This window comes from Chthonomonas sp., from assembly GCF_035294505.1.
Lineage (GTDB): Bacteria > Armatimonadota > Chthonomonadetes > Chthonomonadales > Chthonomonadaceae > Chthonomonas.
The window spans coordinates 1-24,839 of record NZ_DATGKU010000218.1 but is presented as its reverse complement, the minus strand read 5'-3'; the positions used below and the strand labels follow the sequence as shown (position 1 = coordinate 24,839).

The following is a 24,839-nucleotide window of genomic DNA, read 5'->3' as shown; positions in this document are numbered from 1 at the left end:
GACCCTCGATGAGAACGGTGAGGCGATGCACAAAAGCAAAGGGAACGTGGTAGACCCCATGGAGGTCGTGCAGCGCTACGGGGCCGACGTGGTGCGCTGGTGGGTGGTTTCTCAAGACTTTATGGAGGATACCCGCTGCGGTGAGCACCTGCTGGCGCAGGTCAGCGAGATGTATCGGCGAGTTCGTAATACTTTCCGCTTCCTCCTCAACAACCTCTACGACTTCGACCCAACCACCGACGCCGTCCCCCTCGAACAGATGGAAGAGCTAGATCGGTGGGCGCTGTCGCGCCTGGCGCAAGTGGTGACAGCCTGTCATACCGCCTACGAGCAGTATGCCTTTCATCGGGTTTATCAAACGGTCATCCACTTTTGCACGGTAGACCTTTCCGCCTTCTATCTGGATGTCCTCAAAGACAGGCTCTACGCTTCCGGCAAAACCTGGCCGGCACGTCGCTCCGCACAAACAGCCCTGCACCAGCTCGCCTCAACCCTTTCCCGTGTGTTGGCCCCCATCCTTCCTCATACCATGGAGGAGGTGTGGGATCACCTTAAAATGGAGGCGAAGCCGGAAAGCATCCACTTGGCCGACTACCCCCAAGCCGGTTGCGTAGATGAGGAGCTTTTGCAGACCTACGCCCAACTTCTGGAGGTAAGGGAGGCGGTTTTGGCCGGATTAGAAGCTGCTAAGCAGAGTGGCAAGATCACCAACCCTCTGGAGTCTCTTGTCAGACTTCGCGCCGATGCAACCTACTATCCAACCCTAGCGGCCAGAAGGGATTCGCTTGCCTCTCTCTTCATCGTGTCGCAAGTGGTGCTAGAGGCGATGGAGGATGGGGAGGAGAGCACGAGATTAAAGGTAGAGGTAGAGCCGGCTCCTGGGAAAAAGTGTGCCCGCTGCTGGCTTGTGCTGCCCGATGTGGGAACCCACGCAGACCATCCCCTGCTATGTACACGCTGCGTGCATGCCGTTGCGTCCGCTCTGCCTATCGAGGGGTAGGGGGCACCTCGCGGTGAGCGTCCTCACGGACGGCGCCTTTGCGGCCTGAGGCGCTTCCTTCACCGCCTATCTCTCTGGCCGCTGCGTTGCTGTGTTCGCAACTCCACCCCCTCCCCCTACAGGGGGAGGGAAGACTAGTAAGGTTACTCTCAGTATGCTCTGACAACCTTTCCCTTGAAAACTAACCACAACCGCCCCCTTTCTCCCGAATCGGGGGAAAGGCCGGGATAGGGGGCGAGTAAAGTCGGCTTGCTCGGTGAACTGCCTCTAGAACCGTGAAGCCGGCAGTCTCTGCAGCCCCTCCCCAACCCTCGAGGCCGACGCCCTTCCCCTCCCCCTACAGGGGGAGGGAGGACTAGCTTCCCCCCGCGTGCGGGGGGATGAGAGGGGGGCTTGGGCGTCGGCATTCTGCAACCCCATTCCTTTCCCTCAGAACCGGTGGGAAGTGAAACTTAAGATTTCTCGCCTTCGGCTCGAAATAACAGGTGTGGTATCGGCTCGAAATGACAGTTGTTCATCTCGTCTTCGGTTCGAAATGACAGGCGTATCGCCGGCTCTTTAAGCCCCACCCCCCTTACAGAGCAGGATGAGCCTGCAGGAGGCAGGAATCGGGCAAGGTCAAAAGGAAATTTTATGTTGTGCTAAATACTTCGGAAGGAGAGCAGAACGCTGTGGCCGCTTTTCATAAACACCAACCGAAACATCGCCTACGCTCCGCTCCGCCCAAAATCGGCATCCGTCCCACCATTGACGGGCGCTACGGCGGGGTGCGCGAGTCGCTTGAAGAGCAGGTGATGGCGCTGGCGCGCAGCACCGCCCGATTCCTTCAGGAGAACCTTCGCCACCCTAGCGGTCTGCCCGTGGAGTGCGTCCTCGCCGATACCTGCATCGGCGGCGTCTCGGAGGCCGCCAAATGCGCCGAAAAGTTCGCTCGGGAAGGCGTCGGAGTCTCGCTCACTGTCACCCCCTGCTGGTGCTACGGTGCGGAAACTATGGACATGGACCCCCTCATCCCTAAAGCCATTTGGGGGTTTAACGGAACGGAGCGACCGGGCGCCGTCTATCTTGCTGCCACGTTGGCCGGACATAACCAAAAAGGGCTTCCCGCCTTCGGCATCTACGGCCGTGATGTGCAGGATGCCGGAGATACCACCATACCACCCGACGTGCAGCAGAAACTCCTCACCTTTGCCCGTGCCGGTTTGGCTGTGGCCACCATGCGCGGTGCCTCCTATCTTGCCATGGGCGGCGTCTCAATGGGCATCGCCGGCTCAATTGTAGACCACGACTTCTTCCAGCGCTACCTAGGCATGCGCACCGAGACGGTGGACATGACCGAGTTTGTGCGGCGCATGGAGGAGGGTATCTACGATGAACAGGAGTATCAGCAGGCCCTCCAATGGGTCAAAGAGCACTGCCACGAGGGCACCGACTACAACCCACTGGAAAAACGCCGTGGCCGGCAGCAGCTTGATCGGGACTGGGAAACCTGTGTAAAAATGGCGCTTATTGCCCGCGACCTTATGAACGGCAACCCACGCCTCGCCGAACGCGGCTTTCCCGAAGAGGCCGAAGGCCACAACGCCTTGGCAGGCGGCTTTCAGGGGCAACGCCAATGGACCGACCACTTCCCCAACGGCGACTTCCTCGAAGCTATTCTCAACACAAGCTTCGATTGGAGCGGCATTCGCCAACCCTATATCATCGCCACCGAAAACGATGCCCTTAACGGCGTCTCCATGCTGTTCGGGCATCTCCTTACCGGCACAGCACAGCTTTTTGCAGACGTACGCACCTACTGGAGCCCCGATGCAGTGAAAAGGGTAACGGGCTATACCCTGCAGGGGCGTGCGGAGAACGGCATCATCCACCTCATTAACTCCGGCCCCGCAGCGCTCGACTGGACCGGCGAACAGACCTTGGAAGGCAAACCGGCCATAAAGCCCTGGTGGGAGGTTACAGAGGAAGAGGCACAACGCTGTTTGGAAGCCACCCGCTGGTGCCCCGCCATTTTGGAGTATTTCCGTGGCGGCGGGTTCTCCACCGACTTTCTCACGCGCGGGGAGATGCCGGTAACCATGTGTCGGCTCAACCTGGTACAGGGATTGGGGCCGGTGCTGCAGATCGCCGAGGGCTACACGGTAGACCTACCCCCGCAGGTGCACGACATTTTGGACAAACGCACCAACCCCTCCTGGCCAACCACCTGGTTTGTGCCGAACTTAACCGGTGAGGGGGCTTTTCGCAGCGTATACGATGTGATGAACAACTGGGGCGCCAACCACGGGGCCATCTGCTACGGGCATATCGGAGGCGACCTGCTCGCGCTTGCCGCCCTTCTCCGTATTCCGGTGGACATGCATAACGTGCCCGTCGAGCGCATCTTTCGCCCTACCTATTGGGCACGCCACGGCGGCCTTACCTCTACCGATGCCGATTTCCGCGCCTGCAGCAACCTGGGCCCCCTCTACGCCTAAACGGAACAAAAGATAGGTTGAAATGGCTCTATATAAGACGTATAATATAATGAAGGATGTGCTCTTCAACTTCAAAGAGCCGGCTTTTGGAGGATAAGCTCGTTATGACTACATCGGTGCGACACCAAGATATCGAAGAGGCTAAGGCGTTTTATGCCGCCAACGGCTACGTTATTGCGCGTGGGCTGTTTTCTCAAGAGGAAGTGGCGCGCTATCGCGAGCACTTCATGCGTCTGAGAGAGGAGGGCGCGAAACCGGGAGATTTTGCCGGCATAGACCCCAATAGCTCCGATCCTCTGAAACGCTACCCCCGCATGATCCACATGCATCGCTGGGACAAGTTGAGCCTGGAATGGCTTATTGATCCACGCCTTAACCTCTGGCTAACCGCCCTTATGGGTAAAGAGCCTTACGCCGTGCAAACCATGCTCTATTTCAAGCCTGCCGGGGCACGCGGCCAAGCGCTCCATCAGGATCAGTTCTATCTGCGGGTGCAGCCCGGCACCTGCATGGCCGCATGGCTTGCCCTTGACCCCTGCGATGAAGAGAACGGGTGCATGCAAGTGGTTCCCGGCAGCCATCTCTGGCCCATCCTCTGCCCAGTTGAGGCCGACACCACGGTGAGCTTCACCGACGTTACCGTGCCCTTGCCGGAAGGATGCGAGATACGCCCCATGATTATGGACGCCGGCGATGTGCTCTTCTTCAACGGCTCGGTAGTGCACGGCAGCTTCCCCAACACCTCCAAAGACCGTTTCCGCCGCGCCCTTATCGGCCACTACATTGTGGGCGACGCCCAAAAGGTGGCCCAATATTACCACCCCGTTCTCCGCATGGACGGCACTGAGGTTCCACTGGGCGTAAGCGAGGGAGGCGGCCCCTGTGGCATTTGGCGCGAACAAGAGGGCAAACCAACCATCGCTATGGAAGGACGCCTTGAAAACGGGTTCCTGCACGAGTAGGCTTCCCATCTCCCTTCTGAACAGGAGGGCAGCACTGCTTGTTGCCCTCCTCTGCTTCTGTTTTAGCCCCCTTTACGCTTGTGCCGACACCTCCCAATCGCTTTTTGGCCTCAACGGCATCGGCTACTTCCACTACCTTAACGCCCCTAACGCCCACCAAATCGCCCAGGAAAAGATGCAGTGGCTGCAACAGGCCGGCGCCAAGTGGGATCGCTTTGACTTCTGGTGGGGCACCATCGAGCCGCAGCCCGGCGTCTGGAATTGGAGCCAAGCCGATTGGCTTGTCTCCTTCTACGCCCGTCATCACATCCACATGCTGCCCATTCTCTGCTACCAAGCGGCCTGGATGCATCAATCGCCCCATACCCCCCAAGATTTCGCGCAGTTTGCCGATTTTGTGGCGCACGTTGTCGCCCGCTACCATAAACAGATTCACTGCTGGGAAATTTGGAACGAACCGAATATCCCCGCCTTTTGGAAACCGCACCCCGACGCGGCCGCCTATACCGAGCTGCTGAAAGCCGCCTATCTCGCCGCCCATAAGGCCGATCCCCACTGCATCATCGTCGGCGCCGCCGCAAACGAAACGGACATTAACTGGCTCGAAGCCATTGCCGAACATGGAGGACTTCCCTACATGGATGCCGTGAGCATCCATCCCTACTCCATGTCCGACGGCCCCGAACAGATGTACTTAGCTCAACAGCTGCAGAACGTACGCCAGTTTTTAGCTGCGCACGGCCGCCCCAATCTGCCCATCTGGATCACCGAGATGGGCTGGACATCCTCCATCGAGAACCGGCAAAGCATGCAGCGTGCAGCCATCTATCTGGTTCAGTCCTACACGATCGCGGCGGCGGAGGGCGTTCAACATCTCTTCTGGTTCAACGAACAGGACTGGATGGAAGGCGGGAAGCTGCAAGGCTGGGGCCTGCTCTCGTCGGAGATGCATCCTAAACTCACCTTCGATGCCTATCGCCAGATCGCCTCGTTTCTAGACGGCTGTCACTTCGTGGGCTACGTGCCTCTAGATAACGGAATAGGCTATCTTTTTCGCAAAGGGCGCACCGAGCGGCTCATCGCATGGGCTTATCGTGGGCAAACGGCCCTGCTGCCCCCGCTACGCCCCCATGCGCAACCCATCCCTCTCTTCTCCACAAGTTCCGATCCCCAAAGGGAAAGCAGCCTCAAGGCCGATCCGGAGCAGAACCCCCGTTTCCTTAGTGAAACTCCCGTCTTCGTCGCCGATGTCGCCCACACCTTCCTAGAGCCGTTGACCATCACGCAACCCCCGCCCACCCCATCCCAATGGGTTGTCAACGGCGACCTACAGCAGATAGATGCCAAAGGCGCTTACGGCTGGCACAAAGGGGTGTTCTATGGCGGAGCCGACAAGGGCACTTTTGCCACGTTCCCCGAAGAGCACGCCTTGGCGCTTACAAACACCACCGATGCCCTCTGGCAGTCGTGGCCGGTGCCCGTAATGCCCGGAGAGCGCTACCGGCTCACCGTGGAGATGCTTACCAAGGAGGCCACCGGTGAGAACGATGCGCAGATACTCTTTCTCGGAGGGCCCGGCTGGAGCTGGCTCGGCGGGCCTAGCACAGAAAGCGTTACCGGCAACACGAACGGTTGGCGCACCTTCACCGTGGAAGGCATCGTGCCTAAAGAGGCCGACTTCCTAAGGGTGAACCTGGTCAGCAAAGGGAATACGGGCCTGGTGCTCTATCGCAACATCCGCCTGCAGCGCATGCCCTGAAATTTTTTCAATCCGCTAAAAGTACGGGTTTTTGCATGAGAAGCAGGAATCCCGTCGAAGCCTATCGAAGAGATAGTGTAAACTTTATGTGCAATGCTTATCTCCTTCGCGCTGAATACGTATTATTAAGTAAGCTATCGAGAGAAGCGGGCGAAATAATAGGCCTCACGCTTCTCTCTTTCTATCGTTCTTAGGATGTAGAAAGGAACCAAATATGCGATTGATACAAGCCGGAGTGGGTGGCTTCGGCAGTTCATGGATATATACGGCACGAGAGTGCGAGGGCTTCCAACATGTGGCCCTGGTAGATACCAACCTTGCTGCCCTTCGCGCCGCCGGGGAGATAGCCGGTGTGCCGCCTGAGAGGCAGTTCACCACACTGGAGGAGGCTCTCTCAAAAGTGGAGGCCGACGGCTTTATTGACTGTACCCCGGCCCCCTGCCACCACGCAACCACCACAACGGCCCTCCGCGCCGGGCTGCATGTGCTCTGCGAAAAGCCCTTGGCCGATTCGATGCCCGCCGCAAAGGATATGGTGCGCGTTGCCGAAGAGTGCCATCGCGTGCTGATGGTGACCCAGCAGTATCGCTACTACGATCAGCCGCGCTGCATCCGCAATCTCCTCGTGGAGGGGCAGATAGGGCAACTCGACCATCTTGTGGTGGAGTTCCAGATTCAGGGGCTGCTCTTCGGCTGGCGCCAAACCATGCGCCATCCTTTCCTGCTCGACATGGCCATTCACCATTTCGACCTCATGCGCTACTTCCTAGGCTGCAACGCCGTGCGCGTGCAGGCAATGACCTGGAACCCGCCCGTGAGCAACACCAAAGGAGATATGTGCGCCTTCGTGTGGATCGAGTTCGAGAACGGGGTGCGCGTGAACTACTCCGGCTCGTTTGCCTCTCCAGGATGCGATACCGGCTGGAACGGACGCTGGACTTTCACCGGCTCGCGCGGCTCCATCGTTTGGAACCCAAGAGACGACTGGGGCCCGATTCGGCTCTTCCGCCAAAACGCCGACCTCTCGCAATACACTGAACAACACTTCTTCACCCCCCTGCCGGAGCTGTGGGGAGAGCCGATTTGGGCGCCACCGATTGGGGCTGCCGGGCACCATTACGACCTCTATCATTGGCGTGCTTGCATCGAGGCAGGCGTGGAACCCGAGACCAGCGGCCGCGACAACCTCAACACCCTCGCCCTTACCTTCGCCGCCATGCAGGCCGCCGATACAGGAAGCGTCGTGGACGTGCGCTCCATCTACCAGGCTGAGACGATGCCCTCAATGCAGGCGTAGGAACGGGCGCATTTTGGCGAACTTTTTGGGGCCGATGCCCGAAACCTGCATGAGGTCTTCTAGTCGTTGAAAGGGGCCGTTTTGTTGCCGAAAGGCGAGAATGCGGGCTGCAAGCGAGGGGCCGATGCCCGGCACGCGCTCCAACTCCTGGGCATCGGCCGTGTTGAGGACAACTTGCCCCTCCAAAGGCGACCTCAGTTTATTCCCCCTGCTTCCGCGATGGCCATGAGAAGGCCCTCCGCTTAGGTTCGATCTCGCCTCCGTAGCCCCTTGCGCGTTCACATCAGCGGGCGGGCTTGGCTCTCCCTTCGTGGGAATGATGAGCTGAGAGGCGTCCTGGACGTAGGCCGCCAAGTTCACGGCATCTGTGTTCGCTTGCGCCGTGGGCCCTCCGGCGGCCTTCAGGGCATCTATATTGCGGGCGCCCATCGGCAGATAGTAGACCCCCGGATGCTTCACCGCCCCGGCCACATGCACCGCAATGCGACCGGAGGAACCCGTCGGCCCAAATGGGTTTGCGTTAGCCGTTACAGGTGCAGAGCCGACCTGGTTCGGCATACCACGCAAAGACAAACGGTTTGCCGGAGGGCGAATCTCGCGCAAGGCGAACCACGCTACGCCCAAAGCCAACATCGCTAACAAAAGCCCCATCCCTATCCATTGCCGCCGGGTTATCGCTTCCACCGTCCTTCTCCTCAGCCATCGCCGAAAATTACCCACAATACCTCAACATGCGATTCGATAGTGTTTTCCTGCTTTCCTCCTGTTCGTGTGACATAGAGTAGGCTTAAAACAACTTCAAACAAACGAAGGCTTTTCCTCACCGGCGACACGGCCACCGTAGAAGTGCCAAAGCAAAGCCCTCGCATGTTGGCGTCTGCCGATCTACCCAAGAAGCAGGAGGGAGCGAGGCCCGCGGCGAAATGAGAGAGGTAAGGAGGGTCTATCGGTGCAACGGTTGTTAACGCAGATTCAGACACAAAGCGCCGAGTTTCAGGCAAATCGCGCCCATAACCAGGCCCTGGTGGCTCAACTGAGGGAGGCGCTGGAGCGGGTCAAACAGGGGGGTGGAGCGGAGGCGGTGGCCAAACATCGCGCACGAGGCAAAATGACGGCACGCGAGCGCATTGAAGCGCTGCTCGACCCGAATACGCCTTTTCTCGAACTCAGCCCGTTGGCCGCTTGGGAGATGTACGGCGGAGAGGCGCCCTCCGCGGGGATCGTAACGGGAATCGGCCTGGTAAGCGGGCGGGAATGCGTGATCGTGGCCAACGACGCCACCGTGAAAGGAGGTACCTACTTCCCCATCACCGTAAAGAAGCACCTCCGCGCCCAAGAGATCGCTCGCGAAAACTACCTGCCGTGCATCTACCTCGTCGACTCCGGCGGAGCCTTCCTTCCGCTTCAGGCCGAAGTGTTTCCCGACCGTGACCATTTCGGACGCATCTTCTACAATCAGGCGCAGATGTCGGCCATGGGCATTCCCCAGATCGCCGCCGTCATGGGAAGTTGCACGGCGGGTGGGGCCTACGTGCCCGCCATGTCCGACCAAGCCGTGATCGTGCGCGGCACAGGAACCATCTTTCTCGGCGGCCCCCCCTTGGTACGTGCGGCCACCGGCGAGGTGGTAGATGCCGAAGAGCTTGGCGGCGCCGATGTGCACACGCGCCTGAGCGGTGTGGCCGACTATCTTGCCGAAAACGATGCCGATGCCCTCCGCCTTGTAAGAGAGATTGTGGAGGGACTGCCCACCCCACAAGCCTCTGTGCTGGACTACACTGCCCCCGAAGAGCCTTACTACGACCCGGAAGAGCTTTACGGCATTGTGCCCAGAGACCTTCGGCAGCCCTTCGAGGTACGAGAAGTCATCGCGCGGCTGGTGGATGGAAGCCGTTTCCACGAGTTTAAACCGCGTTTTGGCCCTACCCTTGTCTGCGGTTTCGCCCGCTGGATGGGGTTCTTAGTGGGGATCGTTGCCAACAACGGTGTGCTCTTCTCCGAGAGCGCCCAGAAGGCCGCGCACTTCATCGAACTCTGCTGCCAACGGCGCATCCCTCTTATCTTTCTTCAGAACATCACGGGGTTTATGGTGGGAAAACGCTATGAACAGGAGGGCATTGCCCGCCACGGTGCCAAAATGGTGATGGCCGTGGCCTGTGCGCAGGTGCCCATGTTCACCGTCATCATCGGCGGCTCGTTCGGGGCCGGCAACTACGGCATGTGTGGACGCGCCTACGGCCCTCGCCTGCTGTGGATGTGGCCAAACGCCCGTATCTCGGTGATGGGCGGCCAACAGGCGGCCGACGTGCTGCTTCAGATCAAAAAAGACCAGCTGGCCGCACGTGGGCAAACGATGACCGAAGAAGAGGCCGAGGCCTTCCAACGCCCCATCCTCGAATCCTATGAACGGGAGGGAAATCCCTACTACAGCACAGCCCGCCTTTGGGACGATGGCATTCTCGACCCGCTGCAAACCCGTGTCGCCATAGGCCTAGGGCTGGCAGCAGCGCGTTATGCCCCCATTCCCCCCACACGCTTCGGCGTTTTTAGAATGTAGACAACGGCAGCACGGCGAAAAACCGCGCCCGAACACAAAAAACTTAAGTCTCAACAACGCTATGTGATATAATGCAAAATACCGGTCGTCACTTCGACAACAGACAAGGCGTTTTTGCGTTAACACCAGAAGGAGTTTACAGACGAATGGGTTTGATTATTGACGACATCATCGCTCGCGAAATCCTCGATTCCCGTGGCAACCCCACCGTTGAAGTGGATGTCTATCTTGAAGATGGCTCGATGGGCCGAGCGGCGGTGCCCTCCGGCGCCTCCACCGGAACCTATGAGGCCGTGGAGCTGCGCGATGGAGACAAAACCCGCTACGGCGGCAAAGGGGTGCTTACGGCCGTAGAGAACGTAAACGAGCGTATCTGCCCCGAACTTGTAGATATGGACGCGACGAACCAACGCGCCATAGACATGCGCCTTATCGAGTTGGACGGTAGCCCCAATAAGGCGAATTTAGGCGCCAACGCCATTCTCGGCGTCTCTTTGGCGGTGGCCAAAGCGGTGGCCAACAGCCTCGACATTCCGCTTTACCAGTACATTGGCGGCGTGGGCGCTTGCACGCTTCCCGTTCCTATGATGAACATTTTGAACGGCGGCAAGCACGCCGATAGCAATGTAGACCTTCAAGAGTTTATGGTGATGCCCGTAGGCGCCGAGACCTTCTCGGAGGCCCTGCGCATGGGCAGTGAGGTGTTTCATGCGCTGCGCGACGTGCTGAAAAAGGAGGGCATCTCCGCCGGCTATGGCGATGAAGGAGGCTTCGCTCCCAACCTCAAAAGCAACGAGCAAGCCATCGAGATCATCGTGCAGGCCATCACCAAAGCCGGCTATGAACCCGGAGGCGACTTTTACATCGCCCTCGACCCTGCCTCCTCCGAATTCTATCATGATGGTAAATATGTGCTTAAAGGAGAAGGGAAAACGCTTACCAGCGCCGAAATGGTAGAGTACTACGCGCGTTTGGTAGACCGTTACCCGATTATCTCCATCGAAGACGGCCTGGCCGAGGACGACTGGGAGGGATGGAAACTGCTTACCGAGCGGTTGGGTGGCCACGTTCAGTTGGTGGGCGACGACCTTTTTGTTACCAACACGGCACGTCTGCGCCGCGGCATTGGAGAGGGCTGCGCCAACTCCATTCTAATCAAGCTAAACCAGATCGGCACCCTCACCGAAACCCTGGAAGCCATTGAGGTGGCCAAGCGCGCCGGCTATACCGCCATCATCTCGCACCGCTCCGGCGAAACGGAGGATGCCACCATCGCCGATGTGGCCGTGGCCGCCAACACCGGTCAAATCAAAACCGGCGCCCCCAACCGCACCGACCGCGTGGCGAAATATAACCAACTGCTTCGCATTGAAAGCATGCTCGAAGATGCGGCCATCTATCCGGGCCGTAGCGCCTTCTATAACCTGAAATAATCTCGACAAGACGGAAGGGGCAGGGCGCTATACGCCTCCTCCTTCCAAGAGCAAGAAAATGTTAGACCAAGAGTATCGGTGGTATTGCATTGGCTGTGAACGGCTGGGGCGCGAGCCGATGCCTTTCGAGCTGTTCGAGGCGCATTGGCAAGAGATGCAGCAACACGCCTTAAGGCTGCAGGAGGCCGAGGCAAACAACGCGCTTGCCACGCTAGACCCGAACCTGCGTGCGCAGATGCAGCAGCGCGTTCGCTCCGACCCGATGATTCGCGCCCTTCTGATCGGTATGGCAGAGGAATCGGGAAGCCTTGAAGGCTTCCCGCCTCTCTTAGAAAACGGCGATGGAGACCACCCCTAAGCGTGCCAACGAGAGAGAGTGTGTCGTCAAACCAGGCCGCAAAAAATGTTGCGCCCCCGTTGAGAGCCAGAAAGCTGTTATCGGCTCTGGCGATTCTCCTTTTCTGCGCCCTCTGCACTTGGCTTGGTCTGGTGGCCTCGGCTCCCTACTCTTCCGCAAAACAGTGGCATGAGGCCAATGAGCGGCTGTACCGGCAGCTGCAAACGCTTCGCCTCCAAAACCAGCGACGCGAGGTGGAACTGCAGGCGCTGCAGACCCCGGCCGGCATCGAGCGCGCCGCGCGGGAACTCGGCTACCTCCGTCCAAACGAGTACCTGCTCCGCCTCCCCCCCACTTCCGGCACGCCGTAGAGCGCTTCACATTCCTCTATTGGTTCCTCTCCCAGAACAACCATCCTGACGGCAACCACAAGCCAATGAACCATTCGTAGGGGTAGGCGCGAGGCCTGCGCTAGCCTTGTACCTATCCTAGAAATGGGGCAAAGATTTCAGGTATTTCCACCCCAAGCTAGCCCGCACTTGCTAGAGCCTGTTCACAGCCACACAGTCAAGGAGAATAGATTTTACCACAAGCAAAGAATACATTTTGTTCTCCTTCGTCAGCTAGAGAAAGCGTCCCACTCCAAACAAGGAGCCCGTTACAAAACCCTCTACCCAATATGAAAGAGGCGACCGAGCGCATAGGTGGTCACCCCGCAGAGAACGGCGATGAAGGTCATCTCTAGGCCGCTTTTCCACCACGAGCGCGCCGTGACCATGCTTTTGGCCGCCCCCACGGCGAAGTGGGCCGCCATGCCGATAAATGCAGCCCAAAGCACCGCCGCATTGCCATGCGTGAACAGAAAAGGAACAACCGGAATAAAGCCCCCGAGGGCCGTAGAGGTGGTGGCCGTGAGAGCCGCAACAAAGGGGTTTGGAAAACGCGCCTCGCTTAAACCCAGCTCCTCCTGAGCCATCGTCTTCAAAAACTGCTCCGGCTGAGAAGCCAGCCGCTCGGTCATGGCAACGGCCTCCTGCTCGGAGAAGCCTTTCAGTTGATAGATAAGCGCCAGCTCCTCTTTCTCATGTTCCGGCGACTGCTCTATCTCCTGCTTCTCCCGCCCTATCTCCGCCTGGTAAACCTCTCGCTCCGATTTGGCGGCCATAAAGGCGCTTGCCCCCATCGAAAGCGCGGAGGCCAGCATGGCAATAAGCCCGGCCACCAACACCACACGCCCGCCCCCGGCCGCACCGGCCATGCCGCTAACCACCCCGAACACGGCACCTAGCCCGTCGTTTAACCCGTAGATAGCGTCGCCTATCCAGCTGCCGGTGGTCGCATGCCAACGCTCCCCCTTGAGAATGGCCTCGAGCCGGGTGCGTGGCTCTTCACGGGTTTTTAGCTGTTGCAGAAGCTGGGTATGCTGCTCCTCTTCATCCTCTATTTGGCGAAAAAGGGCGTGCGATTCGGCATCTTCCTGCAGCGCTTGCGCATGGTGCGCAAAGAGTCGCGCGTTGCGCTGCTCCTCCACCTCAATGCGGCGCAGCATCGCCTCCACCCCCAAAGTCTGTACGAGAAAGCGCTGGGCCGAAGTCGGTTCCAAACTCTCAGAAGGGGGAACGCCGCCCAAGGCGAGAATGCGGTCGGCAAAGCGCCGGGCGTGCTCCTCTTCCGCATGGGCAAGGCGCATAAGCAGCTGTCGGCGCCGCTCGTCCTGCTGTTGCTCTGCAAGCAGACGATAGAGCCGCGCGGCCTCTATCTCGCGTTGCCAGGCCGCCCGTAGCGCCGTAACGACCTTTTCCTTGCCGGCCACCATCAATGCACCCTCTCTAGCTTTACGTAGGAGAGCATCAGCTTCCGCGGCCCCACGTTGGGAAACGCGATCTCGATGACGGCCTCATCGCCCTCTCCGCTCACCCTCAACACCACCCCTTCGCCGAACTGGGGATGGCGCACACGCTGCCCCGCCCTATACGAGGCCTCCCCTTTCTGCCGTTCGACCTCGCGTGGAGGACGCGGCCCCTCGTGCCAAAGGCGCTCGGACACGCTTCTCTGCCGACCTCCCTCCGCGATATCCGGGTCGAAAGTGGAGAGCGGTGACCCAGAAGGCCTAAGGTCTCGCCGCTTCGCTTCGAGATGACATGGGGTAAAGGCAAACAGCGTTTCGGGAATCTCTTTTAAGAAGCGCGAGGGCGGGTTGTAGGCGGTGCCGAGAAACTGGGAACGTTGCCGCGCACAACTCAGATATAACTCCTCTTTAGCCCGTGTCATGCCCACATAACATAGGCGTCGCTCCTCCTCAAGCTGCTCCCTTTTCTCCAACGAACGCATATGAGGAAAGACGCCCTCCTCCAAACCGGTAAGAAAGACCACCGGAAACTCAAGCCCCTTCGCCGCGTGCAGGGTCATAAGGGTCACCGCGGGCGCTCCCTCCTCTAAACTGTCTATGTCGGAGATAAGCGCCGTGCTCTCCAAGAAAGCGGCAAGCGTGGGCGATTCGGTGTTGGCCTCAAACTCGGCAGCCGCCTGTAGCAGTTCACCGAGGTTCTCAAGTCGTCCCTGCGCCTCCAACGAGTTCTCCTCATGCAGCGCCTGCAGATAGCCCGAACGCTCCAGCGTGGTTTTAAGCAGGTCGTGCACGCTTAAAGTGTCGCGTAAAGCCCGCAGTTCCAAAATAAGCTCGCGAAACTCGGCGAGCTTCTTGCGGCTACGCGCGCCAAACTCCGTAAGCACCTGCTCATTTTCCAGCACCTCCCACAAGCTGGAGTCGGTAAAAAGGGTCTCTGCCTCCAGCTTTGTCAGCGTTGTGTTTCCAATGCCCCGGGCAGGCACGTTGATGATCCGTTTCAGACTCACGCTGTCGTTAGGGTTATGGATAACGCGAAGATAGGCCAGGGCATCCTTGATCTCTTTACGGTCGTAAAAACGCTGCCCACCTAAAATACGATAGGGCACGTTCCAAGCCCGAAGCATGTCCTCTAATACGCGCGACTGGGCGTTCGTGCGATAGAGCACCGCAAAATCCGACCACTTTCTCTTGCCGGCCTGCACCTGCATGACCATGGTGTTCACCACCCATTCGGCTTCCAGGCGTTCAGTGGCCGCCTCGTATTTCACGAGCGGCAGCCCTTCAGGGTTTTCCGTCCAAAGCCGCTTCTCTTTGCGCCCTTTGTTGTTGCTGACGACGGCATAGGCCGCATCGAGAATGCGGCGTGTGGAGCGATAGTTCTGCTCCAGCTTCAGCACCTTGGCGTCCGGGTAGTCCTTCTCAAAGCGCAGAATGAGGTTCACATCGGCCCCTCTCCAACTGTAGATGGACTGGTCGTCGTCTCCCACCACACAAAGGTTTCGGTGCCTCTGTGCCAGCAACTTCAAGAGCAGATACTGAACGAGATTAACGTCTTGGTACTCGTCTACCAGCAGGTAGCGCCAGCGATTTTGTAGGTGTTGCAGCACCGTCGTGTTGTTTTGCAACAGCCGAACCGTCTCGGCCAACAGGTCGTCAAAATCGAGCGCGTTGTTTTGGCGCAGCTTCTGTTGGTAAAGCGGGTAGATGCGTCCGGCTATCTCTTCAAGATAGCCCGAATAGTGCTTAGCCCAATCCTCCGGCGGGATCAGCTTTTCCTTCGCCCGCCCGATTCTGTCGAGCATGGTGCGCGGGGGAAACTTGCTTTCGTCGAGGTTGAGGGCGCGCAGGCACTCTTTCACCAGGCTCATCTGGTCGCTATCGTCGTAGACTACGAACTCGCGCGAGAGACCGGCCTCTTCGGCGAACTCGCGTAGGAGGCGTGCGCAGATGGCGTGGAAGGTGCCCACCCACAGCTTTTTGCCCACCTGTTCCCCCACGAGATGATCGAGGCGCTCCTTCATCTCCTTCGCGGCCTTATTGGTAAAGGTGACGGCCAGAATGCGCTGAGGGGGCACCCCACGCACGGCAGTTAGGTAGGCGATGCGGTGGGTAAGGACACGCGTTTTACCGCTGCCGGCTCCGGCGAAGAGCAGCAGCGGCCCTTCACCGTGCAAAACGGCCTCACGCTGAACGGGGTTTAGCCCTTGCAGCAGTCGTTCCTGTGCGGCCTTCGAGGCCGCATCGGGTTGCGGAAAAGGGGTTTCTGCCGATTCTACGGTTTCATCCATCGCCTGCTATCGCCTTTACGGGGGAAGTCTTCTGTGTATTATACAGTATTCGCAGGCGTTCTACCCATCTAGCAGTACCTAGTTAACAGAAGGACAAGGCGATCTCGGTCAAGGCTTAGACTAATAGGAGGTGGCCACTTGATCTTTATCGCCTATACGCGAGGCCAGCTTGTTAAGGAACTTCTCGGAAAGCACGTCGCAGGCATCGAGCTTTTGGCGAGCACAAATATACTCCGCAAAGGCCTCGGCAAAACCCTCCTCCACCGAGGTCGAAGCATAGGCGCTTACCAAACAGTGCTTCCGCAGCTGACGCTTCCAAACCGCATTGTAAGCGTCACGCTCGGCCGATGTAAGAAGCTGATCCCAAACAAAATGGCCGTACTCATGGGCGAAAACCGTACGCGCCTGATCCCCTTGAAGGGTATTTAATAGAAGAATGGTGGCATCGGCATCTATGCGATCTCCTCCCAAATAGTAACAGCCATCTACCACATCGGAACAGGGCTGCCCCATCGTCTCCTCAAACAGCCGCTGCATCCTCTGAGCCGATACCACCTCCACCACGACCCGCTTCTGAGTCTTCCAGGGGCTTGGAAGCGAATCGTAGACCTGCTGCCAAACCTCCTTGTGAGGCGTGTTCGAGTCGAACACGAGATCGGCGCGGGCACCCCCCAAGCAGAAGAGCAGATAGCAGCAGCCAGCCCCTAAAATGCGAACGAGGGCGCACCCTGTGCGTTTTGTCGCTCCGTTTAACCACATACCGTACGCTCTGGCCCTTTCCACACTGATTACACTAATAGCAAATAGACGTAAAAAGGCACGACTTAGCCCTCTGCGTCCTTGCTTGGGATGCCTGTCTCCCTACAGGCTTAGTATGGTTTAACGAAACCGAGGAGGAAACGTGATCCGCTCGTGCCTAAAGTGGTGTTTCCAAAAAGATAGACGGAGGATAGGGGGTAAAAAGTGCGAACAGACGCCCCTGCAGAACAGATTTTCTACAGGGGCGCCGAGGGCCTGAGTGGTTGTTCCGGATTAGTGTTTGTCGTACTGCAGGGCGAGTTGGCACTCCCTAATGGCCTGCTGGGTGAGGTCGAGCGCCTTCTCCCGATGGCCTCCAAAGTCGTGCTGCGCTTTGGACAGGAACATCTTGGCACGATTGAGCGCGAAAAGCGCATGGCGAATCTCAGGGTGCTTCTCCGTTCGGGCCATTGGGCGGTGGTTGGGTCGAGGAGCCGGCGGCTGGCCCTGAGCGAAAGAGTTTTGAACGAACGCACCAAGCCCTAACAGGCTTACCAAACCCGCACCTGCGAGTAGCATTCGCGTCTTTTGGGTAGAGAACATTGTTGGAATTTCCTCCTTACCTTTTTCTCATCTGGATTTTCGCTTTGTTGAACGGCCATCCTCTTCGCTCTGTTTCTTTCGTGGCCGTTCCGAGTATAGAGACGCAAGAGGACGGGAAATGTTCAAAACAGTTTATAAGCACGCCACCAGCCCGATCTTCTCTAAGAGCGGAACATCTTGCCAACTGCACAGAAGCCGACAGTCCTTTCAAGCCGCAGGCGAGATGAACAACTGTCCTTTCGAGTCGAAGGCGAGATCAACGACTGTCCTTTCGAGCCGAAGGCGAGATCAACACCTGTCATTTCGAGCCGATGCCACAACTGTCCTTTCGAGCCGGTCACACAACTGTCATTTCGAGCCGAAGGCGAGAAATCTTAAGTTTCAATTCCCGTATGTTCTGAGAGATGGGGTGGGTAGAGACTGCCGGCTTCACGGTTCTAGAGCCAGTTAGCAAAGTGAGCTTATCTTGCTCGCCCCCTATCCCGTCCTTTCCCCCGATTCGGGAGAAAGGGGGCTATTATGGTTAGTTTCCGAAGGGAAGATTATCACAGAAAACTGCCGATAAACTTGCTGGTCTCCCCTCTCCCAAAGTGGGGGAGGGGCGGGGGGGTGGGGGCTTGAAGAGCTGGCGAGATCAACAACTGTCCTTTCGAGCCGATGCCACAACTGTCCTTTCGAGCCGGTCACACAACTGTCATTTCGAGCCGAAGGCGAGAAATCTTGCATCTCCATTCCCAACGGTACTGAGGGATAGGGGCTGGGGCTGGTGAGACTGCCGGCTTCACGGTTCTAGAGCCAGTTGGCAAAGTGAGCTTATCTTGCTCGCCCCCTATCCCCTCCTTTCCCCCGATTCGGGTGAAAGGGGGCTATTATGGTTAGTTTCCGAAGGGAAGGTTATCATAGAAAACTGCCGATAAACTTGCTGGTCTCCCCTCTCCCAAAGTGGGGGAGGGGCGGGGGGGTGGGGGCTTGAAGAGCCGGCGAGATGAACAAACTGTCCTTTCGAGCCGGTCACACAACTGTCATTTCGAGCCGGTGATACAACTGTCATTTCGAGCCGAAGGCGAGAAATCTTGAATCTCCATTCCCAACGATATTGAGGGATAGGGGTGGGGCTACAAACACGGCAATGCAGCGGCCAGAGAAAGAGACGATTGAGGGAATGACGCAGGCCGCAACGGCGCCGTCTGCAAGGACACCCCTGCTAGGTGCCCCTCCCCCTATCAGGGAGAGGGGTACTTTAACCGCCTTAAATGAGCAGGCTGTAGGGCGATTCGAGGATTTCGCAGAGCCGCTGAAGGAACCGGGCCGCCGGTGCACCGTCCACCTGACGATGGTCGAACGAGAGACAGAGATTCATGCAAGCGCGAACCTCTATGGCCCCGTTGCGCACCACCGGCTTTTCCTGAATGCGCCCTACCCCCAGTATACCAGCCTGCCCCGGCACCAGAATCGGGTTGAAGCTATCTATGCGAAACGGGCCGAGGTTGGTGATGGTGAACGTTCCGCCGCTTACATCGTCTGGGCTGAATTTGCCGCTGCGCACACGCTCGATGAGAGGCTTTAGCTGGGCTGCCACCTGGCCGAGCGTCAAGCTCTCTACCCGCTTCAAAACGGGCACCACCAAACCCTCTTCTAGTGCCACGGCCACACCGATATTTTTCGACTTATGCAGACGGATCACGTCACCTTCCAAAGTAGCGTTAAGGCGCGGATGCTCCTCGAGGGCACGTGCTACCGCCTTCACCAAGATATCGGTAAATGAGAGACGCACCCCATAGAGGCGCTCCACCTCCGGTAAGAGACGGCTGCGAAGCTCCGAACACGCGCTCATATCCACCTCGGTCACCAAGGTAACGTGGGGTGCGGAAAAGGCGGAGCGCACCATGTTATCGGCGATGCGGCGTCGCATGCCCGTCAACGGCATCTCCTCAAAATCCTGCGTTCGCTCCGCCTCTGAGGGGCGGCTCTGGAGCGTTTCCACATGGCGCCTCACGTCGTCGCTTCGCACGCGGGCGCCGGAGGGCGCCGTAGCTACCACTTCGGACGCAACACCCAAATCGTCGGCGAGACGAGCCGCCAGAGGGGTGAACCGGGGTGGGCGCGGGGCAGATACCTGCGTCTCCGCAGCGAGATAGGCCCGCACATCGCGCTCGATGATGCGCCCCTCCGGCCCCGTGCCTCGTCCCTCCAACTCGGCCAGCGGCACGCCCTTCTCCTCGGCGAGGCGTCGCGCTCTGGGAGAGATGCGCAGCGAACCTCTCTCGGCAACTACAGATGCAGAAGACTCGGCGGCAGGCTCGACCGGCGCGGCTGCGGCCCCCTCTGCGGCCGGAGCACCGTTTTGCCGTGGCTCTGGGGAGAGGAGAGAAGTGAAGTCCTCCCCAGGTGCGCCCACAACGGCAATGGGCTGGCGAATGGGAACGGTGGTGTTAGGTGGGGCGAGAATCTTCAACAGCACGCCGTCGGCCTCCGCCTCGACCTCCATCGAGGCCTTGTCGGTCTCGACCTCAAGCAGAGGCTCACCTTTACGAACCGTTTCCCCCTCCGCTTTCAACCAACGCAGAATAGTGCCCTCTTCCATCGTGTTGCCAAGCTGGGGCATAACGACCAGTTGTGCCATAAAAATCGAGACAAGGGGCTGTTGCCGTCACAGGGAACTGTTTCGTCGCTTTTGAGACGACAGAAGACAGCCCCGGCCGGCCTATCCCCCAGTCCACTCCTCCTTTCTTTTGCGATGTGCTTGGTGTACACTTCCGTTGCACAAACCATGTTCAAATGGAACAGGTTCGATTCCTGCTTTATCAAGCCACGACTCAAGGCCGAGCTAGGGGCCTACAGAAAATCTTTACAATTTTCTGGGGTAGGGCGTCCTTCCCCTCCCCCTATCAGGGAGAGGGGAGACCAACAAGTTTACTCTCGGTTTCCTTTGATAACCTTTCCCTTAAAAACTAAGCACAACCGCCCCCTTTCTCCCGAATCGGGGGAAAGGAGGGGATAGGGGGCGGACAAAGCCGGCTTGCTTGGTTAACTGCCTCTAGAACCGTGAGATTGGCAGTCTCGACAGCTCTTCCCCCTATCCCTCAATACCGTTGGGAATGGAGATTCAAGATTTCTCGCCTTCGGCTCGAAATGACAGGTGTGTGACCGGCTCGAAATGACAGTTGTGGCATCGGCTCTAAATGACAGCCGTATCGCCAGCTCTTCAAGCCCCCCCGCCCCACAAGGACACCTTTCCCCTTATGGGGCGTCGGCAACCGACCTCGAAGCCGCCGCTTACAACGGCGAGGGCAAGCCACCCCGTTTAGGTAGGAGGTTGTTGACAGTCTGTCCACCCTATTGCAAAAAGCATCACATTCAGGTACACCCTAGCGCCTACACAGGGATAAGCACGGCCTTTACCACCTCTCCGCACGCCATGGCTTCAAAGCACTCGCGCCATTGAGGGAGAGGGGCCACGCGGTTTAACACCGGCTGCAGATCAATTTGACCGGAGGCCAGCATGGCCAACACGCGCTCCCAAACCGGCCAGTTATGACTGAACGAACCCTGTATGGTTAGGTTCTTGGCCACCACGGGGTCGAGCGAGTAGTCGCAGGGCTGCGGCCCCCAGCCCACCTTCACGATCTGAGCGGTGGGGCGGGCCAACTGCATGGCGGTCTGCAGCGAGGCACTGGCCCCAGAAGCATCCACCACCACATCAAAGCCGTAGCCATCGCCGAAATGTTTGGCGGTATCGGCCATCTCTTGAGGCGACAGCGCAAACACGTGCGTTGCCCCTACGGCACGCGCGGCTTCAAGACGATGCCTATCGGCCGGCAGACCGTAGACCACAAGCGGGTTGGCGCCGTTGAGACGCGCTATAAGCGTGCAGAGAATGCCGATAGGCCCCGGCCCCAGCACGGCCACGGCGTCGCCTGGGCGAATACGGGCGTTCATACAGACGGCGTTATAGGCCACACAACACGGCTCGGTGAGGGCTGCACGCTCGAAGGGGAGCGCATCGGGGAGAAGATGAAGGCAGCGTTCGGGTACCCGCACATAGCGCGCCATGGCGCCATCTACCCCATAACCAAAACCAAGTCTTGCGGGGTCTAAATTGTACAGCCCGCGTCGAGTAAACGGCGAATCGGGATCAACAACGGCAGCGGTCTCTCCAGTCACCCTATCGCCCTCCTGAAAACGGCGAACCCGCGCCCCTTTGGCCACCACCACGCCGGCGTACTCATGGCCCAAAATCACAGGGTAGTTCACCTTCCAGCTGTGCGTGGCGTGGTACTGATGAAGGTCGCTGCCGCAAATGCCCACCGCCTTTACCTCCAGCAGGACATCCTCTTCGCCAAGGCTCGGCACGGGCACCTCACGCAGCTCCACCGCGCCCGCACGCTCCGCATAGTTGACCAAAGCCAGCATCTTCTCCGACATGGTCGTCTCCTCTATCCTGCCTTCACGCGGGCGATGACCTCCGGCAGCGACAACGTGCCGGCATACAGCGCCTTCCCGATGATCGCCCCCTCAACGTTAGGATGCTGCTGGCGCAGCAGCAGAAGGGCCTCGATATCCCTCATGGTGGTCACGCCGCCGGAGGCGATGAGCGGCCGTCCTTGCGCCGCTTGGGCCGCATTGCGAATGGCCTCTAAATTCACCCCATCAAGCATCCCGTCCTTTGAGATGTCGGTAAAGACGAATCGTTTGGCACCCAGTTTCACCATTCGCGCAATGAAGCTGAGGGCCGGTTCGTTCACCTGCATCTGCCATGCCTGAATGGCCACCATGCCGTCCCGCGCATCTACCCCCACGGCGATCTTCTCACCATACACGGTAAACAACCCCTCGATGAGCTTCTCCTCGGTGGCCGCGGTCGTTCCCACCACAACGCGCTCCACGCCAAGGCGCAACATCCTTTCCACAACCTCCCCGTTGCGTACTCCGCCACCGAACTGCACAGGCAATCCCACCTGCCGAACGATCTGGCGCAGAACTTCGAGGTTGGTGGGGTCGGGACTGCCCTTGCGCGCCCCATCGAGGTCTACAATATGCAGCCGTTGAGCGCCTTCCGCCTTCCACCGTTTGGCCATCTTTAAGGGGTCTTCCGAATAGGTGGTGATCTGCGAGAACTGCCCTTGGCTAAGGCGCACGCATTTCCCACCTTTCAAGTCAATGGCCGGATAGATGTCCATTCTAAACCCTCTCTTTTGTCTGTTGAAATCTACCAGTTCACGAAGTTCTGCAGAATGCGCAGCCCGACAGCCCCACTCTTTTCCGGGTGAAACTGCGTGGCGGCCACGTTCTCTTTCTCGATGGCGCAGCAGAACTCCTCTCCATAGGTGCTCGTGGCGATGATCACGGAAGGATCGGCCGGGCAGGGAAAGTAGGAGTGCACAAAATAGACCCTATCGCCCTCCTGCAAGCCGCATAGCAGCTTCGAGGGGCGCGTAAGGTGCAGCGCGTTCCAACCGATATGAGGCACCTTTAATCTCGACGCATCGGGATGCCCTCCGTCTTCAAAAAAAGCCCTTACCCGACCCGGAAGCACCCCCAAACCGGCCGTTGTGCCCATCTCTGTGCTCTCCTCAAACAGCATCTGAAGCCCAAGGCAGATACCTAAAAACGGTTTGCCGCTGCGGATGTGCTGCAAAACAGCCTCTTGCAGGCCGCTGCGCTGCAGGTTGCTCATCGCGGCGCAAAAAGCTCCTACGCCAGGCAACACCACCTTCTCCGCACGCGCAATAACATCGGGGTCGGAGGTGATCTTGGCCTCCCCTCCCACCCGCTGCAACGCCTTCTCCACGCTGCGCAGATTGGCCATGCCGTAGTCCACAATGGCAATCATATTCATTCTCCACCAAATGTTTCCATCAAAGCACTCCCTAAAGAATCTTAGCATAGAATAAAAGGAAGGGCGCCCTGCTTCAGAAAATCACAAGATTTTCTGAGACCCCTGTATCAGCCTTGAGGGGAAGGGCGTAGTGCGCAGCACCGTCGGCGCCCATGTCACCGCGAAGCGAAGCGGAGAGGTCTTTTCATTTCGTTCTCACTGAGGAGAAGGGCATAGGTCTTGAAGAGCCGGTGATACAACTGTCATTTCGAGCCGGTCACACAACTGTCCTTTCGAGCCGGTCACACAACTGTCATTTCGAGCCGAAGGCGAGATGAACACCTGTCATTTCGAGCCGAAGGCGAGAAATCTTGAATTTCGATCTCTACCGGTTCGGAGGGGTGGGGTGGGGCTGGTGAGACTGCCAATTCTGTGGCTCTAGAGGTAGTTTACAAAACAAGCCGACTGTGTTCGCCCCCTATCCCTTCCTTTCGTCCTCGCGGACGGCAACGCAGCGGCCAGGAAGTAGGGGGTTAAGGAAGTATCGTAGGCCGCTGAGGCATTGGAAAAAGGGGGCTAGTGTGGTTAGCTTCCAGATGACAGCTTATCATAGAAAACCGCCAATGAACTTGCTGGTCTCCCCTCTCCCAAATTGGGGGAGGGGAGTGGGGGTGGGGGCTTGAAGAGCCAACGGTGAGATGAACAACTGTCATTTCGAGCCGGTCACACAACTGTCATTTCGAGCCGGTCACACAACTGTCATTTCGAGCCGAAGGCGAGAAATCTTGAATCTCCATTCCCAACGGTACTGAGGGATAGGGGCTGGGGCTGGTGAGACTGCCAATCTCACAGTTCTAGAGCAAGTCAGCAAAGTGAGCTTATCTTGTTCGCCCCCTATCCCTTCCTTTCCGTCTTGCAGACGGCGATGCAGCGGCCAGCGAGATAGGCGATGAAGGCAATAAAACTGGCCGCTGAGGAGTCCATCGCTAGGTGCCCCCTGCCCGGCAGGGAAGGGGCGGTAGACGTAGGAGATAGCAAAAACCCCCTCATCTGTGCGATGAGGGGGCAGAACCATCACGAATAAGCTTTAGGCGTAGATTCTCTGTATGTCGAAACCGTCGCGTTGAGAGACTTGAGGACTCACCGCCCCGATGTTCTCCTCGAACGTTTGCAAGTTGCCCAGAGCGGTAACGCAGGTATGGAAGATCGGCTTGCCGTCGGGGCGCTTGCGCGAAAGCGTGTAGCGAATCAGCGCACGCCCCGGCTGCTCCGGTGCGTTCCACTCCTGCATGAACTGATCGTTGATTCGACCATGACCATGATCGTAGACTTTCATGGCCGTCATGCCGATGCCGGCTTTGCTCGCTTCGGCAAACACCTTCTCGTTCTCCGGCGCCGTGCCGTAGCTAAACCACACCTGCATGGCGTCAATGTTGCCTCCATCGATCTCGGCCGAAATGATGTCTGGGTAGGGCACATAGGGATGCTGAGAAACCCCGAAGTAGCGCACCTTGCCCTCTCTCTTCAGCCGTTTGAAGACCTGATAGGAGACGTTATTGATGCGGTAGGCATCCACCGTCTTCCAGCCAAAGTGGGCACGGAAAATATCGTAGTACTTTAGCCCATTCTGCTCGAGCGACGAAACCACCTGGTTGTAGGCTCGGTCGTAGTCGTCGGGATGATCGGGGGTATTGTCTACGGTGATGTCGCAATAGAACGAC

The 24,839-nt window shown here is 58.4% G+C and carries 19 protein-coding genes; 9 read left to right on the top strand and 10 right to left on the bottom strand.

All coding sequences use genetic code 11. The annotated features are described in order from the left end of the window. From VKV18_RS13440 to VKV18_RS13420, 5 genes are all read left to right on the top strand, one after another. Positions 1 to 1,000, top strand: a 1,000-nt coding sequence (locus VKV18_RS13440; protein WP_324204702.1) for a class I tRNA ligase family protein, incomplete at its 5' end; no start/stop codon positions are given. 671 nt (positions 1,001 to 1,671) lie between these two features. Further along, a complete protein-coding gene (locus VKV18_RS13435) occupies positions 1,672 to 3,477 on the top strand; it encodes an L-fucose isomerase (protein ID WP_345786421.1) in 1,806 nt (601 codons plus the stop codon). A gap of 104 nt (positions 3,478 to 3,581) precedes the next feature. Beyond that, positions 3,582 to 4,439 (top strand): phytanoyl-CoA dioxygenase family protein, encoded by an 858-nt coding sequence (locus tag VKV18_RS13430; protein ID WP_324204700.1) that lies wholly within the window; start codon positions 3,582 to 3,584, stop codon positions 4,437 to 4,439. Next, positions 4,414 to 6,198, top strand: a complete 1,785-nt coding sequence (locus VKV18_RS13425) for a glycosyl hydrolase (RefSeq protein ID WP_324204699.1) — start codon at positions 4,414 to 4,416, stop codon at positions 6,196 to 6,198. Before VKV18_RS13430 ends, VKV18_RS13425 begins: the two co-directional genes overlap by 26 nt. A 214-nt stretch (positions 6,199 to 6,412) precedes the next feature. Then, positions 6,413 to 7,495: a Gfo/Idh/MocA family oxidoreductase gene (locus VKV18_RS13420; RefSeq protein ID WP_324204698.1), complete on the top strand. Its 1,083-nt coding sequence runs from the start codon at positions 6,413 to 6,415 to the stop codon at positions 7,493 to 7,495. Here VKV18_RS13420 and VKV18_RS13415 read toward each other — a convergent pair. After that, positions 7,481 to 8,179, bottom strand: a complete 699-nt coding sequence (locus VKV18_RS13415; RefSeq protein ID WP_324204697.1) for a helix-hairpin-helix domain-containing protein — start codon at positions 8,177 to 8,179, stop codon at positions 7,481 to 7,483. The two genes, VKV18_RS13420 and VKV18_RS13415, sit on opposite strands and share 15 nt — an antisense overlap. A 265-nt stretch (positions 8,180 to 8,444) precedes the next feature. Here VKV18_RS13415 and VKV18_RS13410 point away from each other — a divergent pair, with 265 nt between their 5' ends. From VKV18_RS13410 to VKV18_RS13395, 4 genes are all read left to right on the top strand, one after another. Further along, complete coding sequence (locus VKV18_RS13410) at positions 8,445 to 10,052, top strand: carboxyl transferase domain-containing protein (RefSeq protein WP_324204696.1); 1,608 nt, start codon at positions 8,445 to 8,447, stop codon at positions 10,050 to 10,052. Positions 10,053 to 10,198: 146 nt separating this feature from the next. After that, positions 10,199 to 11,485 carry a phosphopyruvate hydratase gene (gene eno / locus VKV18_RS13405; protein WP_016483527.1) on the top strand — a complete coding sequence of 429 codons (1,287 nt, stop codon included), beginning with the start codon at positions 10,199 to 10,201 and terminating at the stop codon, positions 11,483 to 11,485. A 58-nt stretch (positions 11,486 to 11,543) separates the two neighbouring features. Further along, entirely contained in the window at positions 11,544 to 11,843 is a 300-nt protein-coding gene (locus VKV18_RS13400) for a hypothetical protein (protein ID WP_324204695.1), read from the top strand. A gap of 20 nt (positions 11,844 to 11,863) precedes the next feature. Continuing rightward, a complete protein-coding gene (locus VKV18_RS13395) occupies positions 11,864 to 12,193 on the top strand; it encodes an FtsB family cell division protein (protein ID WP_324204694.1) in 330 nt (109 codons plus the stop codon). Between the two features lie 299 nt (positions 12,194 to 12,492). Here the strand turns inward: VKV18_RS13395 and VKV18_RS13390 are convergent, their stop codons facing one another. The 9 genes from VKV18_RS13390 to VKV18_RS13350 form a co-directional block, all read right to left on the bottom strand. Further along, on the bottom strand, positions 12,493 to 13,638 hold the full coding sequence (locus VKV18_RS13390; RefSeq protein WP_324204693.1) for a VIT1/CCC1 transporter family protein: 1,146 nt from the start codon (positions 13,636 to 13,638) through the stop codon (positions 12,493 to 12,495). After that, positions 13,638 to 15,959 (bottom strand): DNA helicase PcrA, encoded by a 2,322-nt coding sequence (gene pcrA, locus VKV18_RS13385; RefSeq protein WP_324204692.1) that lies wholly within the window; start codon positions 15,957 to 15,959, stop codon positions 13,638 to 13,640. The genes VKV18_RS13390 and pcrA overlap by 1 nt, the downstream gene beginning before the upstream one ends. A gap of 120 nt (positions 15,960 to 16,079) precedes the next feature. Further along, positions 16,080 to 16,718 carry a hypothetical protein gene (locus VKV18_RS13380; RefSeq protein WP_324204691.1) on the bottom strand — a complete coding sequence of 213 codons (639 nt, stop codon included), beginning with the start codon at positions 16,716 to 16,718 and terminating at the stop codon, positions 16,080 to 16,082. 273 nt (positions 16,719 to 16,991) lie between these two features. Beyond that, positions 16,992 to 17,300, bottom strand: a complete 309-nt coding sequence (locus VKV18_RS13375) for a hypothetical protein (protein WP_324204690.1) — start codon at positions 17,298 to 17,300, stop codon at positions 16,992 to 16,994. Between the two features lie 1,249 nt (positions 17,301 to 18,549). Then, positions 18,550 to 19,923, bottom strand: coding sequence for a dihydrolipoamide acetyltransferase family protein (locus VKV18_RS13370; RefSeq protein ID WP_324204689.1), 1,374 nt, complete (start codon positions 19,921 to 19,923; stop codon positions 18,550 to 18,552). A 752-nt stretch (positions 19,924 to 20,675) separates the two neighbouring features. After that, positions 20,676 to 21,725 carry a zinc-binding dehydrogenase gene (locus tag VKV18_RS13365; RefSeq protein ID WP_324204688.1) on the bottom strand — a complete coding sequence of 350 codons (1,050 nt, stop codon included), beginning with the start codon at positions 21,723 to 21,725 and terminating at the stop codon, positions 20,676 to 20,678. A gap of 11 nt (positions 21,726 to 21,736) precedes the next feature. Next, on the bottom strand, positions 21,737 to 22,480 hold the full coding sequence (gene hisA, locus VKV18_RS13360; protein WP_324204687.1) for a 1-(5-phosphoribosyl)-5-[(5-phosphoribosylamino)methylideneamino]imidazole-4-carboxamide isomerase: 744 nt from the start codon (positions 22,478 to 22,480) through the stop codon (positions 21,737 to 21,739). A gap of 29 nt (positions 22,481 to 22,509) precedes the next feature. Continuing rightward, a complete protein-coding gene (hisH, locus tag VKV18_RS13355) occupies positions 22,510 to 23,139 on the bottom strand; it encodes an imidazole glycerol phosphate synthase subunit HisH (RefSeq protein ID WP_324204686.1) in 630 nt (209 codons plus the stop codon). Between the two features lie 1,066 nt (positions 23,140 to 24,205). Then, positions 24,206 to 24,839, bottom strand: a 634-nt coding sequence (locus VKV18_RS13350; RefSeq protein ID WP_324204685.1) for an aldo/keto reductase, incomplete at its 5' end; no start/stop codon positions are given.

What these genes read in the sequence shown, in the direction of transcription:
- VKV18_RS13430 (WP_324204700.1), top strand. Translation starts at nt 3,582, where the DNA reads ATGACTACATCGGTGCGACACCAAGATATCGAAGAGGCTAAGGCGTTT.
- VKV18_RS13420 (WP_324204698.1), top strand. Translation starts at nt 6,413, where the DNA reads ATGCGATTGATACAAGCCGGAGTGGGTGGCTTCGGCAGTTCATGGATA.
- eno (WP_016483527.1), top strand. Translation starts at nt 10,199, where the DNA reads ATGGGTTTGATTATTGACGACATCATCGCTCGCGAAATCCTCGATTCC.
- VKV18_RS13400 (WP_324204695.1), top strand. Translation starts at nt 11,544, where the DNA reads ATGTTAGACCAAGAGTATCGGTGGTATTGCATTGGCTGTGAACGGCTG.
- VKV18_RS13390 (WP_324204693.1), bottom strand. Translation starts at nt 13,638, where the DNA reads ATGGTGGCCGGCAAGGAAAAGGTCGTTACGGCGCTACGGGCGGCCTGG.
- pcrA (WP_324204692.1), bottom strand. Translation starts at nt 15,959, where the DNA reads ATGGATGAAACCGTAGAATCGGCAGAAACCCCTTTTCCGCAACCCGAT.
- VKV18_RS13380 (WP_324204691.1), bottom strand. Translation starts at nt 16,718, where the DNA reads ATGTGGTTAAACGGAGCGACAAAACGCACAGGGTGCGCCCTCGTTCGC.
- VKV18_RS13375 (WP_324204690.1), bottom strand. Translation starts at nt 17,300, where the DNA reads ATGTTCTCTACCCAAAAGACGCGAATGCTACTCGCAGGTGCGGGTTTG.
- VKV18_RS13370 (WP_324204689.1), bottom strand. Translation starts at nt 19,923, where the DNA reads ATGGCACAACTGGTCGTTATGCCCCAGCTTGGCAACACGATGGAAGAG.
- VKV18_RS13365 (WP_324204688.1), bottom strand. Translation starts at nt 21,725, where the DNA reads ATGTCGGAGAAGATGCTGGCTTTGGTCAACTATGCGGAGCGTGCGGGC.
- hisA (WP_324204687.1), bottom strand. Translation starts at nt 22,480, where the DNA reads ATGGACATCTATCCGGCCATTGACTTGAAAGGTGGGAAATGCGTGCGC.
- hisH (WP_324204686.1), bottom strand. Translation starts at nt 23,139, where the DNA reads ATGAATATGATTGCCATTGTGGACTACGGCATGGCCAATCTGCGCAGC.